This is a genomic window from Spirosoma humi, assembly GCF_054776575.1.
This window is the reverse complement of record NZ_BAAHBR010000017.1, coordinates 785,862-810,142: the sequence shown is the minus strand read 5'-3', so window position 1 is coordinate 810,142 and position 24,281 is coordinate 785,862. Positions and strand designations below refer to the sequence as shown.

Below are 24,281 nucleotides of genomic sequence, written 5' to 3'. Positions count from 1 at the left end.
TGTCCAGAATCGGACATTCACGACACCTGCACTTCAGCCAAAACCCGATTTCTACTCTCAGAAAGTACTCTATTAGTTCTGGCAAGGCATTTGATCAGCAAATATAGAACTAATTAAACCCCATGAAACGGACCTACCTGGGCGAGTTTGAAGAGATCGTTCTCCTCACCGTTGCCGTGCTGGAAGGGCAGGCGTATGGCGTGGCGCTCACCCACGAAATCATTGAACAGACCGGTCGCTCGGTGCGGTTGAATCAAATTCACGCGGCCTTACAGCGGCTGGAAGACAAAGGCATGCTGAAATCAGACATGGGAGAACCCACGGCTGAGCGTGGTGGTCGCCGGAAGCGATTGTTTACGGTAACCGCCTACGGACGTCGGACGTTGCAGGAAATTCAGGAGGTGCGGGTCACGCTGTGGAACCGGTTGCCAAACCCACTCAACCCGGCTATCAGTTTATGAGCAACGCCCCTACCCCGCCCCGTTTCGCCGATCGTTTACTCAGGCTCTTTTGTGCTCCCCACCGACTAGAAGAAGTGCAGGGCGATCTGCACGAGGAGTTTGTCTGGCAGGTCAGGCGAATTGGGGAAGCACGGGCCCGTTGGCGCTACTGGTGGGACGTGCTGGGATTTATTAGGCCACGGCCTGGACGGTCCCGGGCCGGATGGCCATTCGCCATCCAGCACCCGGAAAAACAGAACTCAACTACCTTCTTATTATCCTTTGTTATGCTACGTAATTACATAAAAATCGCCTGGCGCAGCCTCTTGAACAACCGATTCTATTCGCTGATCAACATGGCAGGCCTGACCGCGGGCTTAGCCGTGGGTATTCTGATCCTGCTTTGGGTCCAGGATGAACTAAGCTTCGACCGGTTTCACCATCAGGCGACAACTATATACCGGCTCGAAAACTGGGCTGGCACAGGCAACAGCCGTCAAATCTGGACATCGACCGTTGCTCCCATTGCCGAGCTTGGCAAAAAAGAACTGCCAGATATAAAAGACGGCGTTCGGTTATCGTACAACGGCACCTACACGCTGTTTAAATACAAAAATAAAACCATCAATGAGGAACACACCCTGTTCGCCGATCCGAGCTTGTTCTCCGTGTTCGACTTCGCGCTCAAACAGGGAAACCCAGCAAAGCCTTTCCCGGATAATCACTCGATTGTGCTGACAGAAAGCACCGCCAGGCGCTATTTCGGCGACGAAAACCCACTCGGGAAAGTCCTCGTTGTTGGGAAGGGGAATGCCTTTAAGGTGAGCGGCATTACGGCGGACTTTCCCAAAAATTCGAGTATTCAGGCCGACATGATCCTGCCGCTTTCGTTACTGTTCGAAACAATGTATCAGAATAGTACAGATGGTCGAAACCAAAATAACGACTTTGGCAATTTCAACTACACCACCTATTTGCTGCTCCAGCCGGGTGCTTCCACTAGCCGTCTGACCAGTCAATTACGCACGATTCACCTCCGCAACAAGCCCGACGATACCGACCTAACGTACCTGCTTCAGCCCCTGCCCGACATGCACCTTTACAAAGCGGATGGCTCGGAGGGGGGTATTGAAACGGTCAGGATGTTTTCCATCATTGCCCTGCTTATCCTGGCGATCGCCTGTATCAACTATGTTAATCTGTCTACGGCCCGTTCGTTGCTACGCTCCAAAGAAATCAGCATGCGAAAGATCGTGGGGGCGGCCCGCGGACAGCTTTTCGTCCAGTTTCTGATCGAAACCGCGCTGCTCTTTTCTTTCGCTGCCGCTCTGGCTATCGGCCTTATTTACGGGCTGCTCCCTTCCTACAACCAGCTTTCAGGCAAACAGCTTATCCTCGATTTTTCGGACTACCACATCTGGCAGTTAATTGGCCTGACTATCATCGGAACGTTGGCCGCATCGAGTATCTATCCGGCCCTGCTGCTCTCTTCGTTTGAACCCCTCAAAGCTCTGAAAGGAAAAGTATCGTCCGGGCTGAATGAGGCTAGTTTTCGAAAAATACTGGTTGTCGTCCAGTTTACCGTGTCGGTCATACTCATTGCGGGAACCTTCGTTATCAGCAATCAACTGCAGTACATCCGCTCCAAAGAACTGGGGTACGACAAAACGCATGTATTTGGCTTTTTTATGCGCGACATGGGCCAACACTACGACGCGGTAAAAGCACAACTACTGAATCAGCCCGGCGTGAACGCCGTCACCCGGGCCAGTTCGAACATTGTCAGCCTGGGCGGACAAACCGGTGATAATGAATGGGATGGAAAAGAGCAGGGCGAAACCATGTTTGTGCGGCCGGTAGCCATCGACAAAGATTTTATCCCGTTCTTCAAGATAAAGCTGGTACAGGGCACTAATTTTACGGGTGCCGTTGCCGATTCGCTGCATTTTATTCTGAATGAAACCGCCGTAAAAACGGCCCGCATCAAGGACCCGATTGGCAAACGATTCAGGCTATGGAAGCGTACCGGAACGATTATCGGCGTTGTCAACGATTTTCATTTTGAATCGATGCGTCAGAAAATAGAGCCGGTTATTTTCGACTACAGCCCCGAGCAGATGCAGGCCATTTACATCAAAACAACGGGCAATGATGCCAGCCAGGCAGTTGCAGCCGCCCAACGTTCGTGGAAACAATATAATTCAGAATATCCGTTTGACTATACGTTCCTGAACGACTCCTTCAATAACCTGTACAAGTCGGAGGAGCAATCGGGGCTGCTGTTCAATATTTTCTCGACCATCGCCATCCTCATTTCCTGCCTGGGTTTATTCGGTCTGGCCACCTATACCGCTCAGGTACGCACTCGCGAGATTGGCGTCCGGAAAGTGCTGGGTGCCAGCATAATCGGCATCATCCAGCTACTGGCCAGGGATTTCGTCAAACTGGTTCTGATCGCCATTGTCATCGCCGTTCCCATAGCCTGGTATACCATGAATCGGTGGTTGCAGGACTTCGCCTACCGGATTGACATTCAGTGGTGGGTCTTTGCGGTATCAGGTCTACTGGCCCTAGCCATTGCCCTGCTCACGGTCAGCTACCAGAGTATCCGGGCCGCGTTGATGAACCCGGTCAAGAGTTTACGAAGTGCTGAGTAACCTAGTATTTCCAGAAGCTAAAGTATAGGGGGTAATTCGTAATGTAAAAGAGTGTTCTTTTATTTTTTGCCCGAAAGCTGAAAATCAGGTAGTTACGAAATAGGGCAAAAATCGCCAAATGTAAAGATTTGAATTTGGCTTGCATTGAGGTTGGATTTTGAAAAGCAAAAGCGAGTAAAAGCCCGTCAAAACTTGACGGGCCTTAAAGGATTTAGGCTTTAAAACGGCCAATCACGTTTTTAATCATATGTTCTGACCATTCCATATAATAGCTACCAACCATGTCAGGATTGTTAAAAACGAACTCGTATAGCAAAGGGGTAAACTCCCTCTCTTCTTCAAGAGACTTAAATTTTGATAGATGGTTAAGCCTACAAATAACCCATTCGGCAGTACGATGGCATCTATTATGTACTTCCTTCTCTTTCTTATTCATAAAATTTAAGCCCTGCAAGGCTTTTTTGTGCTTAAATGCCATTTAAATGCGATTTATTGGGGTGTCAAATTGACTTTAGTCTTACCATCGTCAATTACGTATCCATTGTCAGACTTATGTAAAGAATAGAACCTTTTTTGGTCCTTCTGCTCTATCATCAAAGAGTCATTGGATATTTCATTCGTCATAGAGCCAAATTCAGCGTGATAAACGCCCTCATTGTTGTTCTTGAATCTATACTCCATCTTAGCCATTGATAAGAATCCAACAGCTACAGGGTTCTTTTGCATAGAAGAATCCATTTGAATCTTTGCTTGGAAGGCTTTGCCCTCTAAATCGCTCTCGGAAACGGTCTTAGAGATACAGGCTGCAAAAAGCAATACACAAGGGAGAAGTAGGGTTGATTTCATGTTAGGAGTGCTTTATTGGTGAAATGTATCGCGAATTTTTACATTTCGGTTTAGGGATACAATTAGAGATACAAGTGAAATGAGTTAAATGCAATTAACTATAGAATGTAAGTCTAATTTTTACATTTGAGACTAGACTTGCATTTAGACTTACAATTAGGCTTACATAGGTTATTAGTAAAATTCAACTAGCAATTCTTTCTTCTATTCTGTCAATCCTTCGTTCTATCCGTTCAAGTTGTCCTTTCATTGACGGTTCAAAAAGGTGTAATTATGTAGTTAGACAACCTTGAACGTGATACAGCTTTAGTATGCCAGAAATAGGGATTGAACTCGAAGGATAATTGCTATTATCAGGCTGTATTGAAAGAGAGTCATCTCCAGTAAAGTAGTAGCAACGCTTTACCGTAAAATGAACTCTGTGGTCTTGCTGGTAAACTATAATGTAAACCTCACTATTACGAAGATCGCCCAACTGTTCTGTCTGTCGGCCTATGACAAAATCGCCTTGCTTAATAGTTGGATGCATTGAGTCTCCACGAACTTGCAAACTGACCAACGAACCCCTAAAAAGGTAGCTCGGAAAAGTAAATGTGTCTAACTCTTTATAATAGTCTGGTTCATCTAAAATAGTTGGCGTACCAGCCGCAACTTTAATGTCTATAGTAATAATTAGATAGATTGCTTTTTAAACTGTACTGTTTCTTTTGATAGTGCTTCTTGCAATGCTTTCGTTACTTTCTCCTTTAGCGGCTTATAGATTTTGTCGGGCAATGCGTGTGCTGTTGGTACAGCACACGCCAGCATTCGCAGTTCATCAAGGGTGAATTGCTGCATAGCGTTACAATTATGGCTATGTTAATATACTGATTGTTAACCTTAGTACCCTGTATTTTCAGATAAGTGAAATTCAATAGCTTTCATTTTTAATCCTTTGTAATATCAGGTTTTTTTTTAAAATGGATAGCTCTACCATCTTTTATACTATCATACTCACCAATCAATATTCTTTTTTGGGAATTTTCTAATGTTCCTTCGTATATTTTTGATATAATATGGTGATTTTCTACTAAAGGTTTAGTCTTGTCGTGTGAATTTGTTACCTCGTAATCTTGAATCCAGGTTCCTGTCCTTGAAGAAATTTCAATTAATAAAGCGTACTTTTCTACATGTGGGACTTTAAACCAACCCAGTGTAATTTCTCTGTTTTGAGCTATCTCATTTTCACGAAAATTATATTCAATTGGGAATCCACTCGTCATTTTTTTAACTCCATTCGCATCTATTGATTCTACTTCTAGCACCTGAGGAAGGTAAGTGATTCTAACTCGAATGTCATATATAGGATATTTTTCTCCCCCTTCAAGATATGCCACAATTTCCTTTTCATAAGATTTCTCCCAAATTTTTATAAATGGGTAATTTTTACGTGGCTCATCTCCACCAGTAGTGTAATTATAAGCTCTAAGAACTTGTTGGGATAGCTTTGAAGCTAATTCATTATTCTCCTGTCTAAATTTATCTATAACTTTTTCTTGCTTATTGATTTTTGACTGTAAATCATCATTTTGAATTTTCAATTCTTCATTCTGATGTTTCAATCCCAGTACTTCATTATGCGTTTTCTCCCCAGTCTCTTTAATTGACTTGGTATTTTCTGATGAGCCAATTTCCTTAAATAAGGTTGCTACCCCTCCTACAACTACAACAATTGCAATCCAGTGTACAGGTTTTATGCTAGAAACCCCTTTTTGTGAGTACCCCAACATCAATATGCCTGTAATTAACACCACAAGGCCAATTCCAATTGTCCAGACTGCCATTTTCTTGATCATCGATATGTATAGCCTACTACTTAGGTCATGCAAAAAGACGGAAGCGAATATATGCGTTTTAAGCTCTTATAGAGTATTTCTCTTAGTTAAGCAGATCAAAAAAAGATCGTCTAACTCAGTTGACGACCTCGCACCTACAGGCAAAAAGTGAGATTTTGACCACTTTTTAGACCGAAAGTTATCCACATTTCAAAATGGCTTATATCTCATTTAAGTACAATTTGAACAAAGCGTAAATTTTTACATTTGGAAATGTGAGTTTTTACATTTGGTTTTGTGATCTATAAAAGCTGCCGTTCAGCAAAAAATCCATTGTCCAGAAGCGTACAAAAAATGTCCGATTCTGGACAATAGCGTTCCGGTTAATTTACAAAAAAGAGCCATTCCTGAGCGGATTGACTCTTTTTTTGATTTGGCGAGGCATTTGTTATACATATACACAACTAATGAATTCTGATGAAAGGAACGTACTTAGGCGAGTTTGAAGAAGTCGTTTTACTGGCCGTCGCTATCCAGTCGGGCGATGCGTATGGGGCAGCGGTCGTTTCAGAGATTGAGCAGCAGATGAATCGGCCGGTCAATCTGGGGGCTGTGCATTCGGCACTCAACCGGCTTCAGGAGAAAGGCCTGGTCAAATCAGAGATGGGTGGCGTAACACCCGAGCGGGGCGGGCGTCGGAAACGGCTTTATTCGGTGACCGCCTACGGCCGCCGGGCCCTGGAGGAGATTCGTCAGGTGCGCAATCAAATGTGGGACGCCATTCCTGGAACAGCCTGGTCATGAGCAAGTCCACCAGACCACAGCCACCCCGCTGGTCCACGCGCCTGTTGCGCTGGTTGTGCGCCCCGCACCGGGTAGAAGAACTGGAAGGTGACCTGGATGAACTGTTCCAGGAGCGAGCCAAATCAGTAGGGCTACAAAAAGCCCGCTGGCGATACGTACGCGACGTGCTGAGCTTACTGCGGCCTTCGCTGATGAAACGAAAAGCCAACAATTATCCATCACTTTTCTTCCTGAGTCCACTCATGTTACGAAACTACTTGACCATCGCTTTTAGAAACCTGATTAGGAGCCGGGTGTATTCATTCATCAACATCGTTGGGCTAGCGTCGGGTATGGCGGTGGCCATGCTCATTGGCCTCTGGATTTATGATGAACTGTCCTTCGACAGAAGCAACAAAAACTACGACCGAATTGCCAAGCTCTGGCAGTTTGTCAAGTTCGATGTCGAGAAAGCGTCCTATGATGTGCTGCCCATTCCGTTAGCGCAGGAATTACGAAGTAAATACCCTGATTTCGAATCGGTTGGTTTGTCGGTAACGCGTACTGTTATTCTGGCAACCGGAGAACAAAAGCTACTGAAAACGGGCAATTATGTCGAGCCAGATCTTATCAGGATGCTGTCGCCGACTATCCTATCAGGTACGTCGTTTGGGGCCAATGATGTCAATTCGATTCTCCTGTCTGAATCACTCGCCAAGGCCATATTCGGAGCCGAAAACCCGGTCAATAAGCTAGTCAAACTGGACAATAAACAAACGGTGAAGGTGACGGGTGTTTATAAAGATTTTCCGGCCAACAATACGTTCAGCGACGTACTGTTTCTGATTCCCTGGAAATTCTTTGCCGCCAACGATGATGCGGCCAAGCGCGACCAGGATCAATGGGATTCTAACTCGTACCAGATTTTCGCCCAGCTCAAACCGGGTGCCGACGTCAATCAGGTATCGGCTAAAATCAAGGATATTCGGATGAAGCGGGATAATCCACCGGGATACAAACCTGAGTTTTTTCTACATCCAATGAGCAAATGGCATCTGTATTCGGATTTTAAAGATGGTGTCAATACAGGCGGTTTCATCACGTTTGTCTGGTTGTTCGGTAGCATCGGCCTCATTGTGCTGCTACTGGCCTGCATTAATTTCATGAACCTGAGTACCGCCCGAAGTGAGAAACGTGCTAAGGAAGTCGGTATTCGGAAAGCGATTGGGTCGTTGCGGAGTCAACTGATTACGCAGTTTTTCAGCGAATCACTGCTGATGGCTATGTTAGCTTTTGTGCTGGCTATTCTGTTCGTACAACTTACCTTACCGTTTTTCAATCAGGTAGCCGAGAAAAAAATAGTCATGTTGTGGACTAATCCGCTGTTCTGGCTGGCCGGACTAGGTTTCAGTCTACTAACGGCTTTGATCGCGGGTAGTTATCCAGCCTTGTATTTATCCTCGTTTCAGCCCATCAAAGTGCTCAAAGGTATCATGCGTACCAGTCGTTCGGCCACTATTCCACGCCGAGTGCTGGTCGGTTTTCAGTTTACGGTTTCCGTTACACTCATCATCGGCACCATCATCATATTCCGCCAGATCGAACACGCTAAAAATCGCCCCGTAGGGTATAACCGCAGTCATTTGATCGAGGTCCCGATGAGCACCCCCGAACTGCTCGGGCATTACATGGCCCTGCGCAATGATCTGCTTACTACAGGGGCCGTGACCAATATGTCGGAATCGGCGAATTCGGTGACGGTGCAGTACGATGGCACAACTGCCATTTCGTGGAGAGGCAAAAAAAGGGGTAGCAAGCCGCTGGTGATGTCGAATTATGTAACGCACGACTTCGGCAGCACGGTTGGCTGGCAGGTAAAGGAAGGGCGGGATTTCTCCCGGAATTTTCCGACAGACAGCACCTCGATGATCTTGAACGAAGCAGCCGTAAAACTGATGGGCTTCAAACGGCCGATTGGCGAAATCGTTCTGAAAGATGACAGGGAATATACCGTGATTGGTGTCATCAAGGACATGGTGAAAGAAGATCCGTTCAAGCCCGCCACTCCGTCTTTTTTTGCGATTAATTACCAGAACGTCAATACGATTAACTTACGCCTTGCCCCGCAGCTATCAACCCATGAAGCCTTGGCAAAAGTAGAACAGGTAGTCAAAACATATAGCCCCGATGCTCCTTTCGACTACAAATTCGTAGATGACCAGTATGACCGGAAATTCGGAACCGAAGAGCGGATTGGTCGATTGGCAGGAGGCTTTACCATTCTAGCCATTCTGATTAGTTGTCTGGGTTTATTTGGACTAGCATCGTTCATGGCCGAGCAACGGACCAAAGAAATTGGCATTCGGAAAGTGCTGGGAGCCTCGGTGTTCAACGTCTGGCAGCTGCTCTCGAAAGAGTTTGTCTTACTGGTGCTTGCTGCCTTCTGCCTGGCGACCCCTATTGCCTACTATGTTTTATCAGACTGGCTCCAGAACTATCAGTACCGAACCGAACTGTCGTGGTGGATTTTTGCGAGCGCGGGTGCCGGTGCCTTACTGGTGACTCTATTAACCATAAGCTACCAAAGTATTAAAGCCGCCCTGATGAACCCGGTCAAAAGCCTGCGGGCCGAATAAGTATGAAACCTGTTGCCAATCCACCCCGCTGGGCCACGAGGCTGCTGCGCTGGTTGTGCGCCCCGCACCGGGTAGAAGAACTGGAAGGCGACCTGGACGAGCTGTTCCAGGAGCGGGTCCGGTCGGTGGGGCTGCGTCGAGCGCGGGGGCGCTACGTCCGCGATGTGCTCAGCCTGATGCGGCCATCCATGATCCGACGAATACCAAACGAATACCCAGCGTCGGATCAGCCAGCCCTTTTTCATTTACATCCCGATATGATTCGTACCTACTTTACCATCGCATGGCGAAATCTGATCGCCAACAGAACGGCTTCGTTTATCAATATAGTGGGCCTGTCCATTGCGGTTGCCTGTAGCATTGCCGTGTTTCTGATTTTGAAAAACTTCTGGACTCTCGACAATTTTCATACCAACGGCGACCGAATTTTCATGGTCGAATATACCCAGAAAGATGAATCTGAATTGCGGACGTTCGGCGATGCACCCGCGCCTATTGCAGCCGCTTTAGCTACCGATTTTCCGCAGATTAAGCAAACCGTCCGGGTAGAGCACGAGGGAGTGACGGTGTTTTACAAAGAGAGCATCATCGAAGAGACGATCACCTACGCCGATTCCAATTTCTTCCGGGTTTTTACCTTTCCGCTGGAATACGGCGACTCGACCGCCCTCAGCAACCCCACCGCCCTAATTCTGAGCCACGATCTAGCCGAAAAGTATTTTCCCGGACAGATCCCTATTGGCCAGCCATTTACAGTCACCACGGGCAACCACGAACAAAAACAGTTTGTCGTGCGTGGCGTAGCCAGGGCGTTCCCGAACAACGCCGGCATTCGTTTCGACCTGCTGACGGGCTACCACCCGGTTCACTCAGCCCTCAAAAATCAGGACTGGCGTACGCATATCCGGGCCGTTTTTGTGGAGGTGAATCAAAAGACCGACATGACAAAGTTAGCCGGACAACTGACCCCCTACGTGGCCCGATACAATGCCCGGAACCCCGAAAAGCCTATCGAGTCGTTTGTCTTCGATAACCTCCGCAACCCCGCACCAAATGCCCACACCGTATACCGGCGGCCTGCCGAAGCCAACGACCCCCTGGCAACGATTCTGTTCTCGACAATGGCACTGGTTATGATGGCCGTTTCATGTATCAATTACGTGAATATTTCCCTGGGGGGCGTTACCAAACGCCTGAAAGAAATTGGTATGCGGAAGGTACTGGGCGGTACCCGTCAGCAACTGATCGTGCAGTTCATGGTCGAAAATATACTACTTTGTGCTATCGCGCTTACGCTGGGGCTAGTCGTAACGAGCGTGTTTCTGGTTCCGCTCTTCAACGACGTCATGGTTATGACCATCTCGTTATCCTTCAGCCAGAATGTATCGTTATGGGTATTTCTGGTAGGTATTCTGCTCTTCACGGCCGTTGCGTCGGGCGCCTATCCGGCTCTGTACGTGTCGGCATTCCGACCTATCGTCGTGTTTGCGGGCAAGCAGCAATTTGGGACGAAGCGAACTGTTGGGCGGGTGCTGCTGGTAGGCCAGTTTGCACTGGCGTTCGTAGCCGTTATCATTGGTGTGGTGGTACCTGGCGCGGGCTTGCAATGGAAGCAAATGTACTGGGGCTACAACCCCGACCACACGCTGGCCGTTCGCCTGACGGACAGTACTCAGTACGCAATCCTGAAAAACGAACTCCGGTCCAACGCATCAGTGCGGGCAGTGGCTGGTGCCGAAACACATGTCGGCGAGTCGATGGATTTTCGCGAGATTTGGATAGACGGTAAAGAAAAACGAACGATCGTTTACGCGGTAGGTCCTGATTACCTGCAAACTCTGGGACTGGAGCTAGTAAAAGGGCAGCTCTTCAATGCAGCGCAAACCGATCATAATGCGGAGTCGGTTCTGATAAACGAAACCTTCAGGCGGCAACACGGCCTGAAAGAGCCCGTGATTGGGAAGGCCATGCGGCTCGACAGTCAGTTAGTAACAGTCGCGGGCATTGTCAATGATTTTAAGTTGTATGGATCGGGAGCAGCACGGCCCGCTTTATTCCGAACCGCAGCCGTGCCTCAGTTTCAGTATCTACTTGTAAAAGTCGAGCCGGGGAGCGGACCTAAGGTAGCCGCCGATATAGAGCGAATATGGAAAGCGAATTTTCCCCACTCAACGGCATCGTACTTTTACCAGAAAGATGTGTTCGATTCGTTCTACACTTCCATCGAGAAGTTAGCTATTAGTTTTGGCTACATTGCCGGACTGGCTTTACTAATTGCCTGCATGGGTCTGTACGGGTTGGCTACGCAGCATTTCGTGCGTCGGGTAAAAGAAGTGAGTGTCCGAAAAGTGCTGGGTGCTACCGTGTCGCAGATCATCGTGCTGGTGAATCGCGAGTTCATTCTGTTGCTCTGCATAGCCAGCCTGCTTGCCAACGTCGTCTGTTATGTGGGTGTCAAGGTAGTCTTACAAAACGCGGAGCAATTTACGGGGCCGTTCCGACCGGGCCTGCTACCGTTTGTCATCGCCAACGCGCTGGTATTTGCCACGGCCGTCGTGGCTGTTGGTGTGCAAAGCTGGAAAATCGCTCATGTGCACCTATCAGAAGCCCTGAAAAATGCGGAGTAAACAACACATCGAGTAAGGATAGGCCATCCTGAATTGACCAGTTCTGTTTGGCTCTATGAGCGGGTCAACTGGCCACCGCGATCTCGACAGGGTCTAAAAACGCAAAAATATCAACTTATGCCTCTGTCATCAACAAGGCCATCCGCGCGGATGGCCTTGTCCGTTTCAGTACGTCCAGTGTCCAATAGCGGACACCGGACCAATTACCTATTCTGGCAAAAATGCTTCCAGAGCGCGGTATGATGACTTCTCTCAGGTTGGCACCGCATTTGATCGACATAATCGTATAAAATAATTCCCTGCTATGAAACGGGCTTTTTTAGGCGAGTTTGAAGAGATCGTTCTGCTCACCGTTGCGGTGCTGGATGAAAGTGCTTATGGCGTTACTATCACTCAGGAGATCGAGCAGAAAACGGGGCGTTCTGTTGGGTTCAGCACTGTTCATACCACTCTGCAGCGCCTGGCCGAAAAGGGCTTTCTAACGTCAATGATGGGCGGAGCTACGGCGGAGCGCGGTGGGCGCCGAAAGCGTTTTTTTACGGTTACGGCCTCCGGACGGAGAGCCTTGCAGGAAGTCAAGCAAATCCGGGAGGAGTTGTGGAGTGCCTTGCCTCCTCAGACATTACAACTGATGGGCAACTGACCCTAAGGCAGCCATGGAAAAGCCAAACCACCTCCAACATGTCGGAGACCCGTCATCCCGGCCGCCCCGACCCGGCGGACCGCGCTGGGCCACCCAACTCCTGATCTGGTGGGGTGACCCCAATACGGCCGAAGAAGTGCAGGGAGACCTGCTCGAACTGTACGCGTATTGGGTCGAGACCCAGGGCAAACGGCGGGCCGACTGGCGCTACTGCCTGAGTGCATTAAAACTACTGCGGCCGCTGGCCAGCTCCCAATCGGCAAGCGATTATGCTATACCCTTTTCCCTAAACCCTGATATGATCCGAAATTATTTCAAAATCGCCTGGCGGAACCTGGCCAAGAACAAACTCTACACAGGTATCAACATTTTCGGGCTGGCCCTGGGTATGGCCTGTGCCCTACTCATCGGTTTATGGGTACACGAAGAACTAAATTATGATCGCTTCTTACCGGATGTAGAACGCGTTTTCTTCGTGCGTGTACAGGCGGAATACAAAGGGGAAGTCGGTACCAACTATGCAACGCCTGGGCCCTTACAGGAAGCCATCGCCAGCGAGATACCCCAGGTGGCTGCCGCCACGAAAACCAACTGGGGTGGCGAAACGCTCATTAAAGTTGGTGAGAAAGCGACCAAGGAATTCGGCCGTTACGCAACAGCCGACTTCTTCCGTGTCTTCGAACTGCCCGCCATAGACGGTGATCCAAAGACAGCCCTGGCGCAACCTGACCAAATTGTTATTACCCAAAAATTGGCGGAAAAATTCTTTCCGCAGGGCCAGGCACGGGGCAAAGTGCTCCAACTCGATAATGATAAATTTTATAAAGTGGGGGCCGTTATTGAAAATATCCCAGCCAACTCAACGATCCAGTTCGAATGGATGGTCAACTGGAAAGTGCAGGAGAAAGAGTGGATGGAAAACTGGGGAAATAATTCGTTTCTGACCTACCTCCGTCTGAAACCAAACACAACCGCTACCCAGGCAGAAGCGGCTATGAAGAACATGTATCCGCGTCATGCCAAACGACCGGGTGATGCTGACGTCGTACAATACCCCATTCTGCACCCGATGACGGATGTGCATCTGTACTCGGAGTATAAGAACGGCAAGGTAGTGGGCGGTGGCATTGAGTATGTCCGTATCTTCTCCATAGTTGCGCTATTCATCCTACTGATCGCCTGTATCAACTTTATGAATTTAGCAACAGCCCGGTCATCTACCCGCGCCAGGGAGGTAGGTGTACGGAAGGTTGTGGGGGCCATGCGCCCGGCATTGATCGGCCAGTTTTTGAGCGAATCGCTGCTGACAAGTCTGCTGGCGGCTGTGCTGGCCGTGGGGTTGGTTTGGCTGGTATTGCCCACATTTAACCAGGTATTTGACAAACAGATAGCGCTCAGTTTGTCGACGCCTGTACTTTGGCTGGGCCTAACTGGCCTGGTCATGTTTACGGGCTTTCTGTCGGGCAGTTACCCGGCGCTATTTCTATCGGGATTAAAGGCCGTTCGAATCCTTAAAGGGAATTTACAGTTTGGTTCAGGTCCGGCAACATTCCGTCGAGTTTTGGTGGTCGTTCAGTTTGCGCTGTCCGTTTTTCTGATTGTCGGCATGTTGGCGGTGGGCAGGCAAATGAATTACTTACAGCGCAAGCATCTTGGTCTCGACCGGGAAAATGTGGTCTATGTGCCCATGGAAGGCGAAATCGCTAACGCCAAGAATGCAGAGGTATTCCGGCAAGAAGTAACGCGTTTGCCGTCGGTGGCTGCGGCTACGGCGGCCTCCGACCTGCCCATCAATGTCACCTGGACAACAGCCGGCAATTTGACATGGGCGGGCAAGGATCCTACGCTGGAAACGAATGTATCGGCCATGCTCGTCGGTGGCGAATTTACCCGGACCATGAACATCAAGCTGCTCGGTGGGCGCGACTTTCGGCCAGGTAGTCCAGCCGACTCATCCAATTATCTCGTCAATGAGGCCACCGCAAAGCTGATGGGAATCGAAAACCCGGTAGGCAAAGAAATCGAATTTTCGATGGGCAAAGGCCGGATAATAGGCCTGATGAAAGATTTCCATCTGAACTCCCTGCATCAGGCAATCAGCCCTTTAGTGGTATGCTTTGGGTCAAAATATGCCCATTACATCTTAGTAAGAACTCGTGCTGGTCAAACGGCTCAGGCCATAGCTGACCTCGAACAGTTAACTAAACGATTTAATTCAAACTATCCGTTTACCTACCACTTCCTGGACGAAGCCTACGGGAAGCTATATCGGAGTGAACAACAGGTTAGTTCGCTCGTCAATTACTTCGGCGTGCTGGCCATTCTAATTTCCTGCCTGGGCCTGTTTGGGCTGGTCGCCTTTACCGCCGAACAGCGAACCAAAGAAATCGGCATCCGTAAAGTACTGGGAGCCAGCATCAAAAACATTATCGGCTTGTTATCGGCTGATTTTCTTCGGCTTGTCCTGATTGCCCTGGCGTTAGCTACTCCTGTAGCCTGGTGGGCCGTTGATAAGTGGCTTAAGACATTCGAGTATCGGCAGGAACTGACCTGGTGGATTGTCGCCCTGGCTGGTCTGCTGGCGGTGGGCATCGCCCTACTGACGGTGAGTTTCCAGAGCATCAAAGCGGCCCTGATGAACCCGGTAAAGAGTTTACGTAACGAATAAACGGCCATGTCCCAACGCCAATTCCGAAACGAGGATGACCCGTCATCCCGGCCGCCCCGACCCGGCGGACCGCGCTGGGCCACCCAACTCCTGATCTGGTGGGGTGACCCCAATACGGCCGAAGAAGTGCAGGGAGACCTGCTCGAACTGTATGCGTGTTGGGTCAAGACCCAGGGCAAACGGCGGGCCGACTGGCGTTATTGCCTGAGTGTGTTAAAACTACTGCGGCCACTGGCGAAACCACAACACGTACCCGACTATACGACCACCTTTTTTCTAAGTCCCGACATGATCCAGAATTATATAAAAGTCGCCTGGCGGAATCTCATTCTCCATAAAGCATTTGCGGCCATTAATGTTATTGGATTAGCGATTGGCCTGGCTACCTGCCTGTTAATTGTGTTGTTTGTTCAGCATGAGTTAAGCTACGACCGCTACCACGCCAAAGCCGACCGCATTTTCCGTATCACGATGGACGGACAGGTTGGCGGTAAAGCCATCAATATCGTTCCGGTTGGCGTTCCGGTTGGCCCGGCTATAGTCCATGATTACCCAGGGGTGGAGGCCGCCACGCGGCTACACAACGGAGGGACGTTCATCGTCAAAAACGCGACGGAAGGGTTCAAGGAAGAGCATGTCATTTTCCCCGATTCCAACTTTTTCGAAGTCTTCTCCATACCCTTACTGAAAGGCCAGGCGAAGACGGTGCTGCGCGAACCCAACACGGTCGTACTTACCGAAACGATAGCCCGTAAATATTTTGGGGAGCAGGATCCAATCGGTAAAACCCTGACGCTGGGCACACAGGGACTTTTTCGGGTAACCGGGGTGTGTCAGGATGTCCCCTTGAATACGCACTTTCACTACGACATTTTTGCGTCCATCCGTTCGGTTCAATTGCGCGAAACCTGGCTGTCCAGCGGAGTCTATACATACGTGGTCCTGCGTCCCGGCTATTCGATTGATAACCTGAAGGCGAACATGCCCGAACTGATCAGCAAATATATGGGTCCGGAAATCCAGAGCCTGCTGGGGATAAGCCTGGCCGACTTCCATAGAAAAGGCGACCGATTTGGCTACCAGTTTCAGCCCATTACGGACATTCACCTTCGGTCGCACCTGGAGAATGAAATAGAGCCGAACGGCGATATCCATTACATCTACATTTTTTCCGCCATCGCCCTGTTTATCCTGCTGGTGGCCTGTATTAACTTCATGAACCTAAGTACGGCGGGGTCGGCCGGACGAGCCAAGGAAGTCGGCATCCGGAAGGTCTTGGGTTCCGTCAAACAGCAACTGGTCGGACAATTTTTGAGCGAATCGGTCCTGGTCACCTTTATCGCCCTGTTCGTTGCGCTGGCTATCGTAGTGGTAGCCCTACCAAGTTTCAACCAACTTGCCGGCAAGCAATTCTCCGTCAGTTCGCTCACAACTGGCTGGATGATGCCGGGCATTCTGTTCGCCAGTTTATTGATTGGTTTATTAGCCGGTAGCTACCCCGCGTTTTTCCTCTCGGCGTTCAAACCAATTCGTGTTCTGAAAGGAGCAACTCGGTCGGGCTTCAAAAGCGGCTGGCTACGCAATACCCTCGTTACGACCCAGTTTGTTGTCTCGATCAGCATGATCATCGGCACTTTAGTGGTGTACCAGCAGCTCCATTTCATTCAGAACAAGAAAGTCGGGTTCGACAAAGACCAGGTACTGATTATTCACGATACGTATTCTCTTGGGGATAAAGCCGATGCCCTCAAAGCTGAGTTGGCTAAGCTGTCGTCTGTCCGTAACGTTACGCTGGCCGGTTACTTACCCGCCGGAGCCTCTAATCAGGCAACCGATGGTTTTCAATTGAAAAACGGGGCTGGCGAGTCAGTCACGTATCGGGAGCAGTCCTACTACATCGACGCAAACTACGTACCCACCCTGGGTATCGGTATTGCTCAGGGGCGCAACTTTTCGAAAGCCTTTTCCGATAGTACCGCGGTGCTCATTAATCAGGCAGCCGTCCGGCAGTTCGGCTGGAAAAACCCGGTTGGTCAGCAACTTACGACCGTTGGCAACGGCAGCCTCGAGAGTAGACGGACCTATACGGTTGTGGGCGTGGTCAACGATTTTCATTTCGCGTCGATGCACCAGCGCATTGCTCCGCTGGTCATGTTCTACGGGTCCGACAATTACCAGATGGCCCTCCGCGTCCAGACGGCCGACATTCCTGGCCTGTTGAAAACGGTGGAGCAGACCTGGAAAGCCCAAACCGATACGCCCTTTGCGTATTCCTTTCTGAACGAACGGTTTAATAACGTGTATAAAGCGGAGCAGCGTGTTGGACAACTGTTCAGCATTTTTGCCAGTCTGACCGTCATCATTTCCTGCCTGGGCCTGTTTGGTCTGGCCATGTTCACAACCCAGCAGCGAACCAAAGAAATCGGCGTTCGCAAGGTGTTAGGCGCGTCCGTTGCCAGCGTGGTCGCCTTACTCTCGCGCGACTTCCTGAAGCTGGTGCTGGTTGCCATGGTCATTGCCTCGCCCCTCGCCTGGTACGCCATGAACCAGTGGTTACAGGATTTCGCCTATAAGATCGACATCGCCTGGTGGGTCTTTGCGCTGGCTGGTCTGCTGGCGGTGGGCATCGCCCTACTGACCGTGAGCTTCCAAAGCATCAAAGCGGCCCTGATGAACCCGGTCAAATCGTTACGGTCTGAATAAGTATGTCCAATAAACCACCGAGATGGGCCAACTGGCTTCTAATCACCTTTGGCCACCCCGATACGCAGGAAGAAGTACAGGGCGATTTGCTCGAGCTTTACCGCTACTGGGTGCAAACGGTGGGTGAACGACGCGCCCGCTGGCGGTATACGCTGGCAGCCCTGAAGTTGCTGCGGCCGCTGGCTCAATCAGGAAAATCACAGGACTACCCAACTCAATATTATCTCAGCCCTACGATGATACGGACCTATGTAAAAATTGCCTGGCGGAATTTGATGCAGCGTAAAGGCTATTCGGCGCTTACAATCTTCGGGCTGGCCCTGGGTTTGGCCGTGAGTCTGCTCAGTATTCTTTACGTGACGGACGAACTGCATTACGACTGTTACAACGAAAAAGCCGACCGGATCTACCGGATCAACAGCGACATCAGCTTTTCGCTCAATGCCTTACACACGGCAACGTCACCTACGCCCATGGGCCAAACCCTGAAACGGGACTTTCCGGAAGTGGAGCAAGCCACCCGACTGGGCAAACACGGCAGCCGGGTGATAACAAGCCATGTGGTAAAAAGTAATCACGCCATCATTCGGGAGAAAGGTGTGCTCTATGCCGACTCGACTGTTTTTGACGTGTTTACATTGCCTATGCTGGCGGGCAATCCGACGAAAGCACTGGCAGAACCGCAGTCGGTGGTCATTACGGAGAGCATGGCCAAAAAGTACTTCAACACGACGGATGCCCTGAATCGGGTGCTAACGTTTGACGACAACGATGTCAGGCGGGTAACGGGGGTCATTCAGGACATTCCTGCCCAGTCGCATTTTCAGGCTGACTTTTTACTGCCCTTGCATGAGTTAAATGATGCCAAAGTCAATAAATGGGGAAACCACATGTTCACGACGTATGTGCTGCTCCGACCCGGTACGAATCCGAAAACGGTAGAAGCCAAGTTCGAACGTATCCTTCAAACGTACGTCGATCCGGCCCTGCGGAGATTTTTCAATACCTCACTGGCGGAGAGTCGAAAAGCGGGCAATGACTTCCGCTACTCACTGATGCCCCTGACCGATATTCACCTGCATTCTGACCGCGATGGCGAGCTTTCGCCGAACAACAGCATCGCGTACGTTTATCTGTTCCTACTGATCGCCCTCTTCATTCTACTGATTGCCGTCTTTAATTTTATCAATCTGACAACAGCCCGGTCAGCCAAACGGGCGCGGGAAGTAGGCGTTCGCAAAGTAGCGGGATCGACCCGTACGGAACTGGTTTTACAATTTCTGTCGGAATCTATATTAACCACTTTTTTTGCCTTGCTGGCCGGCCTGGGCCTGGTTTATTTCCTATTGCCCACGGTTAATTCACTGGCAGCTAAAAACATACCGTTCAGCCAATTAATTAGCCCATCCTCCATTCTTTACCTGGCAGTTGGCTCGGGCGCTGTCGGTATCCTGGCTGGTTTGTATCCTGCCCTGTACCTGTCTTCGTTCAAACCAATCACCGCGTTAACGGGCAAAGTATGGGTGATGCCCGGCCGCCAAAGTCTACGCAACTACTTAGTGCTTTTTCAATTTTCGCTGTCGGTTCTGCTCATTATTGGCACTTTACTGATTAACCAGCAAATGCAGTACATCCAGACAAAGAAGCTGGGATTCAATAAAGAGCAGGTCGTTGTGATCAACACGGCTCAATCGACGGAACAGGAAGTGACTACTTTTAAGCAGGAAATGCTACGAAGTCCGGCCATAAAAACGGGGACGGTCAGTGGTTTTCTGCCAGTTACTTCCAACCGCTGGAGTGACATGTGGTATCCGGGAAACGAAACGGACCCAAAGCAGTCGGTCGGCATGCAGGAATGGCAGGTCGATCCGGATTATATAGCCACGCTGGGCATGCACCTCCTGATGGGTAGGAATTTTGCGGCCGGACGCATGGCGGATAAGCAAGCTGTCCTCATCAATGAAAGTGCAGCCAAACGATTTGGCTATTCGAACCCAATTGGCAAGAGCATTCATAAAACAGGGGGCGAGAAACTGACGATAATCGGCGTGGTGAAGGACTTCCATTATGAATCCCTCCGGAATACCATCGAACCGGTAGGACTGGTACTGGACGCAACCCCTTTGGGCGGCCATATCGAACCGTATCTGGCCAACGTTTCCTTCCGTCTTAACACGGCGGATGTAGCTTCGGCGCTCGCTGCAATGGAGAAAACCTGGAAGCAGATTGCGCCCGACCGCCCTTTTACGTATTCCTTCCTGAGTGACGATTTTGACGCCATGTACCGCGCCGAACAACGCACGGAGCACCTGTTCATGGCCTTTGCTGCCCTGGCGATTCTGATTGCCTGTCTGGGCCTTTTCGGCCTGAGTGCGTTTGCCGCCGAACAACGACAAAAGGAGATCGGCGTTCGCAAAGTACTGGGTGCGTCCATTCCCGGTATTGTTACGCTGCTGTCGAAAGATTTCCTGAAACCCGTTCTGCTTGCCATTGTCATTGCCTCGCCCATTGCGTGGTGGGCCACCCATACATGGCTTCAGGATTTCGCCTACAAAATCGACATTTCGTGGTGGGTGTTCGTTCTGGCAGGGTTCATTGCCATTGCTATTGCCCTGCTGACAGTGAGTTTCCAGAGCATCAAAGCCGCCCTGATGAACCCGGTCAAATCCCTGCGAAGTGAGTAAAAATCTGTTCGCTCAGTCAAACTCACAAGCCCGGCAACACGTTTTAATATACTAAAAATCAGACATTTGCTATTGACACCAAACGTTTTCTTGCCTACTCCAATAAGAAGCGCTGTTCCATTGCCAAAGATGGAGCGATACGATCACGGCTCGAGATGATAAATGAATTGAAAAGCCGAAACTAAGCCCCCTTCAATTCGTGTTCGTATCTTTGTATGTCGTTTCAAAAAGAGACGGGCCAACTAAAATACTAAAATCGCGGGGCTTTGAACCCCGGCAGATATGAGCAAACACGGACGAATTCTGGTCGCCATGAGTGGCGGCATCGACTCTTCACTAGCAGCCGTACTGCTACACGAAGAAGGTTATGAGGTCATTGGCATGACCATGAAAACCTGGGATTATGCCTCCTCCGGCGGAACCAAAAAAGAAACGGGCTGCTGCAGCCTGGACAGCATCAACGATGCCCGGAACATTGCCGTTAACCTCGGCTTTCCCCATTACATTCTGGACATCCGGGAAGAGTTCGGGGATGCCGTCATCGACCATTTCACGGGCGAGTACCTCGAAGGCCGGACACCTAACCCCTGCGTTATGTGCAATACGCACATCAAGTGGGATGCCCTGCTGCGACGGGCCGACCGGCTCGATTGTGAGTCGATCGCAACGGGTCACTACGCCCACATTCGAGAAGAAAACAGCCGATTTATTCTTTCCAAAGGCATCGATTCGCTTAAAGATCAATCCTACGTGCTTTGGGGTGTCTCGCAGGCGAGTCTGAGTCGGACCAAGCTACCGCTGGGTCACTTGCGGAAATCCGAAATTCGCGAGATGGCTAAAGAGCGGGGCTTTATGGAGCTGGTCACCAAATCGGAATCGTACGAAATTTGTTTCGTTCCTGATAACGATTATCGGGGCTTTTTGAAACGGCGGATGCCGGGCCTGGAAGCCGACGTAGCAGAGGGCAATTTCATTCTGGAAGGTTCTGGCAAAGTACTGGGCAAACACCAGGGTTACCCATTTTACACCATCGGGCAACGCAAAGGGCTGGGTATGGCATTTGGGCAACCGATGTTCGTCACCGAGATTCGAAAAGACACGAACGAAGTGGTCCTGGGAGTCGATAAAGACTTGTTCCGGGACGGCATGATCGTGAGCAAGTTGAATCTGCAGAAATACGACCGCATCGACGGACCTCTCGAAACGGTTACTAAAGTGCGTTATAAGGACGCCGGCACGCCAGCGACGATTACGCAGGATGGGGATAAGATCGAAGTCCTCTTCAAAGAAGGAGTATCAGCCATCGCGCCCGGTCAGGCGGCCGTTTTCTACGACGGTGACGATGTGATTGGGGGCGGCTGGATCATGAAAAGCTTTCGCCAGGGTGATCAGCAGACCCATCAGCCATTTGCCTTAAGCACTGTAGCGTAGTGGTTAGCCCATTATTTTAGTCAGGAAGTCGTCAGAAAAACAGAGACTTATCGTTCTTTGTCTTCTGACGACTTCCTGTTTAGTACCCTATTGCCTAAATTTCCTGCATGAGAAAGTTATTCCTGCTTACGGGCTTTCTGATGGCGTTTGCCATTCAGGTACTTGCCCAGACATCCACTTCCAGTGTGGCACCCAAAGGTCATCCAAATACGGCGTCGAGTGGCTGGAGGCCCTTGTTTGCCAGTGATCTTTCGGATGCCGTATTTCCCAAAGGCGTGTGGAGTATGGACGATGGAGGCATTTTGACCGCTACTGCGGATAAGGCTATCTGGACTGCCATACCTTACGACGATTTCATCCTCGATTTACTCTTCAAGACGGCCGATGGCACCAACAGTGGCGTCGTTGTTCATGCCAGCGACACCACGAACTGGATTCCAAACTCGGTCGAGATTCAGATTGCCGACGACTACGCCAAGCAATGGGCCGAGTCGCCGAAAACCTGGCAGTGTGGTGCTTTTTTCGGGCATCAGGCAGCCACTAAACAGCAGATTGTCAAAAAGCCCGATGAGTGGAATCGATACACGGTTACCTGTCAGGGCAAAATGATCTATATCGTGCTCAACAATCAACTGATCAACACCATCGACCTATCCGCCTTCACTTCGGCCAAAACGAATCCGGATGGCTCAGAAGTGCCCTCCTGGCTTAGCAAAGCCCCGGCCGACCTACCTCTTCATGGCTATATCGGCCTGCAGGGTAAGCATGCCGGGGCTCCGATCTATTTCAGAAATTTAAAAATAAAGGTGCTGTAACGCAGGCATCCCCTCCAGACAGCAAGCCTTGACGTGGTTACAGCTAGATAGCCACTTACGCCAACACTTACCGTAGCAAAGGCGCTACCCGGTTACCAAGTAAATCAATTGTCTGCATGAGCTTCTCGTGGGGCAAAGCGGCTACATCCAGTTGGAAGGTCACCCTCGAAATACCACCCAGCGCCTTACTGTGCCGTTGTATCTTAGCGGCTACCTCTTCGGGACTACCAATCAGCAAGGCTCCCAGTGGGCCGAGTTGTGCGTCAAACTGTGGCCGGTTGACGGGCGGTCCACCACGCTCCTGAGAACGTTTGTTAAATGTACGGGCATACCCGGGGTAAGCCTCATCGGCGGCTTGCTGCGATGTTTCAGCCACGTGGCCGAGCGAGTGCAGCCCTACCTGCAGTTGCTCAGGTGCATAACCCGCCCGGCGGCCCGCTTCGCGATAGAGGTCCACGAGTGGTCGAAACCGGTGCGTATCGCCCCCAATAATAGCTACCATGAGCGGTAAGCCCAGCGCCCCGGCCCGGACAAAAGAGGCCGGTGTACCCCCTACGCCCAGCCATATAGGAAGGGGATTTTGCATGGGCCTTGGGTAAATACCCTGCCCGGTAAGGGCGGGCCGGAATTTGCCGGACCAATGCACATGCTCGTTGTCCCGAACGGTAAGCAGCAGATCGAGTTTTTCGGCAAACAGCGCATCGTAGTCGTTGAGATCGAACCCAAATAGCGGAAATGCTTCAATGGAAGAACCCCGGCCTACAACCATTTCGGCCCGTCCCTGCGAAATAAGATCGAGCGTTGCAAATTCCTGAAACACCCGCACGGGGTCGGCTGCGCTAAGCACGGTTACCGCGCTGGTCAATCGAATACGCTTGGTGCGGGCTGCTGCAGCAGCCAGAATAACGGCCGGAGCCGAATCCAGATATTCCGGACGATGATGCTCTCCAATACCGAATACGTCAAGCCCAAGCCGATCGGCCAGATCAATCCGGTCGAGTAATTGACTCATGGCCTCCCGGCCACTAATGGTTGTACTGGTGCCGTTTTCCAGCAGATTTGAAGCGAAACTATCTATTCCAATTTCCATACTCTTTTGTCAAGTCTTGTCTGATCGTGGTGTTGTGCAGCGGGATGGCATCCGGCCTCGTTCACCAGATTTCACATCCCAGATCAGAACCCTAAAAAAGTAATTCGGGTTGCGTACAAGCTGGTAAGCGCACGATATCTTAACGAATGCAACTGTAGCACTTCGGAGGATCAATCTGAGTCGATACGCAATCTATGTTTTTGAAAATTTTGTATTGGTAACAATTTAAGTTAATTTGTTACTGTCAATCCGCCTTATTGGCATATATTTTGCAACTATTAGCTTACTACCCATTACTTTTCGGGCAATTGTTTAAATTTTTCCCCATAAATCAAATTATAGATTTATAATGATTTATCTTCTGTAGACCTTTTGTTACCAAATAGTAAATAAAATTTGCATAGACGCGGATATCTGTAATTTTTGTGAGCATTAAACTAACCG

17 protein-coding genes are annotated in these 24,281 nt (G+C 49.9%); 11 read left to right on the top strand and 6 right to left on the bottom strand.

Features of this window, described 5'->3' with window-relative positions; genetic code table 11:
• Window positions 1-122: 122 nt before the first annotated feature.
• Window positions 123-461, top strand: a complete 339-nt coding sequence (locus ACYU8Y_RS25530; RefSeq protein WP_460940998.1) for a PadR family transcriptional regulator — start codon at window positions 123-125, stop codon at window positions 459-461.
• Window positions 458-3,097 carry an ABC transporter permease gene (locus ACYU8Y_RS25525; RefSeq protein ID WP_460940997.1) on the top strand — a complete coding sequence of 880 codons (2,640 nt, stop codon included), beginning with the start codon at window positions 458-460 and terminating at the stop codon, window positions 3,095-3,097. The genes ACYU8Y_RS25530 and ACYU8Y_RS25525 overlap by 4 nt, the downstream gene beginning before the upstream one ends.
• A 211-nt stretch (window positions 3,098-3,308) precedes the next feature.
• Here the strand turns inward: ACYU8Y_RS25525 and ACYU8Y_RS25520 are convergent, their stop codons facing one another.
• The 5 genes from ACYU8Y_RS25520 to ACYU8Y_RS25500 form a co-directional block, all read right to left on the bottom strand.
• Window positions 3,309-3,575 (bottom strand): hypothetical protein, encoded by a 267-nt coding sequence (locus ACYU8Y_RS25520; protein WP_460940996.1) that lies wholly within the window; start codon window positions 3,573-3,575, stop codon window positions 3,309-3,311.
• Window positions 3,576-3,586: 11 nt separating this feature from the next.
• Complete coding sequence (locus ACYU8Y_RS25515; protein WP_460940995.1) at window positions 3,587-3,943, bottom strand: hypothetical protein; 357 nt, start codon at window positions 3,941-3,943, stop codon at window positions 3,587-3,589.
• A gap of 271 nt (window positions 3,944-4,214) precedes the next feature.
• Entirely contained in the window at window positions 4,215-4,601 is a 387-nt protein-coding gene (locus tag ACYU8Y_RS25510; protein WP_460941215.1) for a S24 family peptidase, read from the bottom strand.
• Window positions 4,602-4,615: 14 nt separating this feature from the next.
• Window positions 4,616-4,780 carry a hypothetical protein gene (locus ACYU8Y_RS25505; RefSeq protein WP_460940994.1) on the bottom strand — a complete coding sequence of 55 codons (165 nt, stop codon included), beginning with the start codon at window positions 4,778-4,780 and terminating at the stop codon, window positions 4,616-4,618.
• A gap of 89 nt (window positions 4,781-4,869) precedes the next feature.
• Window positions 4,870-5,778 carry a hypothetical protein gene (locus ACYU8Y_RS25500; protein ID WP_460940993.1) on the bottom strand — a complete coding sequence of 303 codons (909 nt, stop codon included), beginning with the start codon at window positions 5,776-5,778 and terminating at the stop codon, window positions 4,870-4,872.
• Window positions 5,779-6,234: 456 nt separating this feature from the next.
• On the opposite strand from ACYU8Y_RS25500, the gene ACYU8Y_RS25495 reads away from it, so the two are divergent.
• The 9 genes from ACYU8Y_RS25495 to ACYU8Y_RS25455 all read left to right on the top strand — a co-directional run bounded on the left by ACYU8Y_RS25495 (window position 6,235) and on the right by ACYU8Y_RS25455 (window position 22,747).
• Window positions 6,235-6,561 (top strand): PadR family transcriptional regulator, encoded by a 327-nt coding sequence (locus ACYU8Y_RS25495; protein ID WP_460940992.1) that lies wholly within the window; start codon window positions 6,235-6,237, stop codon window positions 6,559-6,561.
• A complete protein-coding gene (locus tag ACYU8Y_RS25490; protein WP_460940991.1) occupies window positions 6,558-9,176 on the top strand; it encodes an ABC transporter permease in 2,619 nt (872 codons plus the stop codon). Before ACYU8Y_RS25495 ends, ACYU8Y_RS25490 begins: the two co-directional genes overlap by 4 nt.
• Window positions 9,177-9,178: 2 nt before the next feature.
• Window positions 9,179-11,803, top strand: a complete 2,625-nt coding sequence (locus ACYU8Y_RS25485; RefSeq protein ID WP_460940990.1) for an ABC transporter permease — start codon at window positions 9,179-9,181, stop codon at window positions 11,801-11,803.
• A 304-nt stretch (window positions 11,804-12,107) separates the two neighbouring features.
• On the top strand, window positions 12,108-12,446 hold the full coding sequence (locus ACYU8Y_RS25480) for a PadR family transcriptional regulator (RefSeq protein WP_460940989.1): 339 nt from the start codon (window positions 12,108-12,110) through the stop codon (window positions 12,444-12,446).
• Between the two features lie 13 nt (window positions 12,447-12,459).
• A complete protein-coding gene (locus tag ACYU8Y_RS25475; RefSeq protein WP_460940988.1) occupies window positions 12,460-15,114 on the top strand; it encodes an ABC transporter permease in 2,655 nt (884 codons plus the stop codon).
• Between the two features lie 6 nt (window positions 15,115-15,120).
• The gene (locus ACYU8Y_RS25470; protein WP_460940987.1) at window positions 15,121-17,817 is read left to right on the top strand and encodes an ABC transporter permease; all 2,697 of its coding nucleotides are present in this window, start codon (window positions 15,121-15,123) and stop codon (window positions 17,815-17,817) included.
• A gap of 2 nt (window positions 17,818-17,819) precedes the next feature.
• Window positions 17,820-20,501, top strand: a complete 2,682-nt coding sequence (locus ACYU8Y_RS25465) for an ABC transporter permease (RefSeq protein ID WP_460940986.1) — start codon at window positions 17,820-17,822, stop codon at window positions 20,499-20,501.
• Between the two features lie 282 nt (window positions 20,502-20,783).
• Complete coding sequence (gene mnmA, locus ACYU8Y_RS25460; protein WP_460940985.1) at window positions 20,784-21,932, top strand: tRNA 2-thiouridine(34) synthase MnmA; 1,149 nt, start codon at window positions 20,784-20,786, stop codon at window positions 21,930-21,932.
• Between the two features lie 107 nt (window positions 21,933-22,039).
• Window positions 22,040-22,747, top strand: coding sequence for a 3-keto-disaccharide hydrolase (locus ACYU8Y_RS25455; protein ID WP_460940984.1), 708 nt, complete (start codon window positions 22,040-22,042; stop codon window positions 22,745-22,747).
• 67 nt (window positions 22,748-22,814) lie between these two features.
• Here ACYU8Y_RS25455 and ACYU8Y_RS25450 read toward each other — a convergent pair whose 3' ends face one another.
• A complete protein-coding gene (locus ACYU8Y_RS25450) occupies window positions 22,815-23,837 on the bottom strand; it encodes an LLM class flavin-dependent oxidoreductase (protein WP_460940983.1) in 1,023 nt (340 codons plus the stop codon).
• Window positions 23,838-24,281: the final 444 nt, after the last annotated feature.

Excerpts from the sequence above, each read along its gene's own strand:
- ACYU8Y_RS25530 (WP_460940998.1), top strand. The coding sequence starts at position 123 with ATGAAACGGACCTACCTGGGCGAGTTTGAAGAGATCGTTCTCCTCACC.
- ACYU8Y_RS25525 (WP_460940997.1), top strand. The coding sequence starts at position 458 with ATGAGCAACGCCCCTACCCCGCCCCGTTTCGCCGATCGTTTACTCAGG.
- ACYU8Y_RS25520 (WP_460940996.1), bottom strand. The coding sequence starts at position 3,575 with ATGGCATTTAAGCACAAAAAAGCCTTGCAGGGCTTAAATTTTATGAAT.
- ACYU8Y_RS25515 (WP_460940995.1), bottom strand. The coding sequence starts at position 3,943 with ATGAAATCAACCCTACTTCTCCCTTGTGTATTGCTTTTTGCAGCCTGT.
- ACYU8Y_RS25505 (WP_460940994.1), bottom strand. The coding sequence starts at position 4,780 with ATGCAGCAATTCACCCTTGATGAACTGCGAATGCTGGCGTGTGCTGTA.
- ACYU8Y_RS25500 (WP_460940993.1), bottom strand. The coding sequence starts at position 5,778 with ATGATCAAGAAAATGGCAGTCTGGACAATTGGAATTGGCCTTGTGGTG.
- ACYU8Y_RS25495 (WP_460940992.1), top strand. The coding sequence starts at position 6,235 with ATGAAAGGAACGTACTTAGGCGAGTTTGAAGAAGTCGTTTTACTGGCC.
- ACYU8Y_RS25490 (WP_460940991.1), top strand. The coding sequence starts at position 6,558 with ATGAGCAAGTCCACCAGACCACAGCCACCCCGCTGGTCCACGCGCCTG.
- ACYU8Y_RS25485 (WP_460940990.1), top strand. The coding sequence starts at position 9,179 with ATGAAACCTGTTGCCAATCCACCCCGCTGGGCCACGAGGCTGCTGCGC.
- ACYU8Y_RS25480 (WP_460940989.1), top strand. The coding sequence starts at position 12,108 with ATGAAACGGGCTTTTTTAGGCGAGTTTGAAGAGATCGTTCTGCTCACC.
- ACYU8Y_RS25475 (WP_460940988.1), top strand. The coding sequence starts at position 12,460 with ATGGAAAAGCCAAACCACCTCCAACATGTCGGAGACCCGTCATCCCGG.
- ACYU8Y_RS25470 (WP_460940987.1), top strand. The coding sequence starts at position 15,121 with ATGTCCCAACGCCAATTCCGAAACGAGGATGACCCGTCATCCCGGCCG.
- ACYU8Y_RS25465 (WP_460940986.1), top strand. The coding sequence starts at position 17,820 with ATGTCCAATAAACCACCGAGATGGGCCAACTGGCTTCTAATCACCTTT.
- mnmA (WP_460940985.1), top strand. The coding sequence starts at position 20,784 with ATGAGCAAACACGGACGAATTCTGGTCGCCATGAGTGGCGGCATCGAC.
- ACYU8Y_RS25455 (WP_460940984.1), top strand. The coding sequence starts at position 22,040 with ATGAGAAAGTTATTCCTGCTTACGGGCTTTCTGATGGCGTTTGCCATT.
- ACYU8Y_RS25450 (WP_460940983.1), bottom strand. The coding sequence starts at position 23,837 with ATGGAAATTGGAATAGATAGTTTCGCTTCAAATCTGCTGGAAAACGGC.